Source organism: Prevotella sp. FD3004 (assembly GCF_000746155.1).
Classification (GTDB): Bacteria; Bacteroidota; Bacteroidia; order Bacteroidales; family Bacteroidaceae; genus Prevotella.
Genome location: NZ_JQKR01000004.1, coordinates 1 through 2,734 on the forward strand (window position 1 = coordinate 1; position 2,734 = coordinate 2,734).

Below are 2,734 nucleotides of genomic sequence, written 5' to 3' on the forward strand. Positions count from 1 at the left end.
ACTGTGGGCAGTATGCCCTTCAGCTTTATCGTCTTAATGCTCGACACACGCGTGGTGGTGGTTACTTTTATCTTCGCCATCTTATGGGCAAAGGTGAGCGCACCCGTCGATGCGGGGAAAACCTTCGTGATATTAGCCGAGGCGAACATCAGGTCGCTGGCACGATAGGCATCGTCGCCACTCTGATTGGCCTCAACCGTAAACGAGGTGGTCTCCTCAGTGACCGACGACGGGTAATAGGCTCTGACGCCGGTGCTGGTCTCAGAGAGTTTGAAGTAAGGCTGACTGGCAGGTGTGGTGCCACCTGCCCCATCGGTCGTAAAGGTGGTACTCTGCGGCACCACGTCGGCACTGGTAAAGTAGGCATAGAATGTCTGTCCGCTGGCCAACTGGGCCGACTGGATGTCGGTGGTGGCGGTACGGGTAGAAACAGCCTTGGGGCTTATCGTGAGGTTGATAGGCACCATCCCCTCCCCCGTTGCCGACTTGTCCATGTTGTCCTCTATGCAACTGGCGGGCAGTAGCACCATTGCTACCATCATCAGTATTATGTTCTTTATCTTCATCATATCTATCAATCTATCGTGCGAGGCGAGCAGAGAGCTAAGCTTGCTTAAGCTATCCCGAGCCGAAGCCGATGTTCGAGGCAAAGCCTCAGAGAGCGCATTACGGGGTGTCAGGCCCCGTGTATTTATCTATCCTTAAACAAGCGGACGGAGAAGCCGCGGCCCGGCTCGCGCCAATCGCTACCGTCGACGGCCGACTGGTTGAAGTCCATGTCGCGAACGTATGACGCATCCCTTGCAGTGGCCGACCAGTAGTATCCGTTGGCCGGGGAGGTAGCAGAGGACCACCCGGGTGCCTGGTCACTGCCGTTAGAGTAAGGCGAATAGCCGCAGGCAGGTAGAACTACCGTAAAGTCTGGTGATGTCCACCAACTTTCATTGCTAATGGTAGAGATGGTGATACTGGTATTCGTACCTACATATTTCACTTGAATAGTCAACGAGGCTCCTCCGCCCACGGAAGCATCCGCACTCTTATATTCATAGCGGTAGGCACAGGTGTATTGGCCATATGTAGAAGCCGTCGGCTTGAAACGCAGGCCATAACCTATGTATGTATGCGCTGCATCGTTCGGACAGTTATAGTCATTATAGAACACCTGATCCACATCATAAGTGTATGTTCCATTGTTGTTTGTCACACCCCAGGCTACCCTTTCTGTGAGACCTGTATGTTGACCATTTTTATACTTGATTCTTACTCCATCGCCGCCACCTATATCTGAATCTTGAGAACTGCCATTATACGGTGCCACGACTGAGCACCACTCGGCCTTTGATGGCAGATGGTAGCCTGCCACGGCCGTACCCTTAATCATGGCTTGGATATTGGCTTTGGCTTTACTCCAGTCAGAAGGCGTACCCACACCGTTACTTCCGGCTTTACTAGTGTTCCAACAGAAGTACATGCTGTGAGACTTGAGATTATCCGTCGCCATGGATGTGGCGGTTTGCATGTTGTATGGAGCAATGTACTCGATGGGGAGTTTCGGTCTTACACGGGCTTCGGCGAGACCTTCATTGCGGAATAGGCGGATGGAGCAGCCCCACTTTTTGTCCATGATGTGGACGTGTAGGCCGCCACTGTGGAAGTATAGTTGACGAGCACTCTCAAACGAAGTCTCTGTTGCCGTCCAGTAGTGGCCGTACGTACCGATATCGTAGTCGGCAGTACCGGTTCCTCCATTACTGCTGTTATTCCTATAGCCGACGGCATAGAACTGGCGCTTCAGAGCTCCCTCATCTTCATTGAGCGTTGTCCAGAAAGAGGCATCGTTCATATAGGCCGCAAACTTAGTGCCCAACGATGCATCGTTCTTGTCCAAATAATCGATTAGCTTGGCAGTCACGGTCAGTACACTTCCGCTGAGTTCATACTTCCATGCACTACAATAAGGCGTACCAAGGTATCGGAGGGCATAGCGGACTTTGGACGACGCGGTGTAAGTGCTCCAATACGACCAGTCGTCAACACCCGTCTTCGTCTCATCATTGTAGCCGAAGATACAGGTTTGAGCTGAAGATACAAGGCCGCCACTTGGCTGATAGGAACTAGAGATATTATTAAACACGTTGGCGTTGGAGGGCAACACACTGAACCACTCTTTCTGTACGGGAATATGATATTTAAACCCTGTAGTACCATCGGTAATATCGCCACCCCAATACGAATCATACGAAGAGCCATAGTTAGCAAAATATGCTATCGCATCAGACCAACTATAACAATATGCAGAGCCTGCGGCGGCGGGGTTGGTCTCCAAGGTTACCACCTTCGTACTGCTATTATAGCTCTTCACGTTGTTCTCGGCTACATACCATAGGGGATTCAGATGTTTGTCTTTGTTATCACACTTTACGTTGTATATATACTTGGCGTTCTCGGCAAACGTGGCCACCGTGTTGGGAATGGTGACCGTGACGTTACCCATGGTGATTGTAAGCACGCCCGACGGTGCTGCCTGTGGCGGAATGACCGCCTCGAAGACACCATTGCCAGTATGGCGGGCGGTGATGGTGGTGGCCGTGCCGCTGGCTGAGCCAAGGGCACCAGTAGAGGGGTTGATAGTGATAGAGGGCTTCACGTTCCTTACCTTCACCGTGACATTGGTTACGTTGCTGGGGATCAGCCCGATGCCTGCCGTAAGGTTCACCTCGATCTTCGACAG

2 protein-coding genes are annotated in these 2,734 nt (G+C 51.9%); both read right to left on the minus strand.

The features are described from left to right. Positions 1-569, minus strand: a 569-nt coding sequence (locus T325_RS00215) for a fimbrillin family protein (protein ID WP_036909465.1), incomplete at its 3' end; no start/stop codon positions are given. Positions 570-691: 122 nt separating this feature from the next. Then, positions 692-2,734: fimbrillin family protein (locus T325_RS12775; protein ID WP_036909467.1), on the minus strand; the 2,043-nt coding region annotated here is incomplete at its 5' end.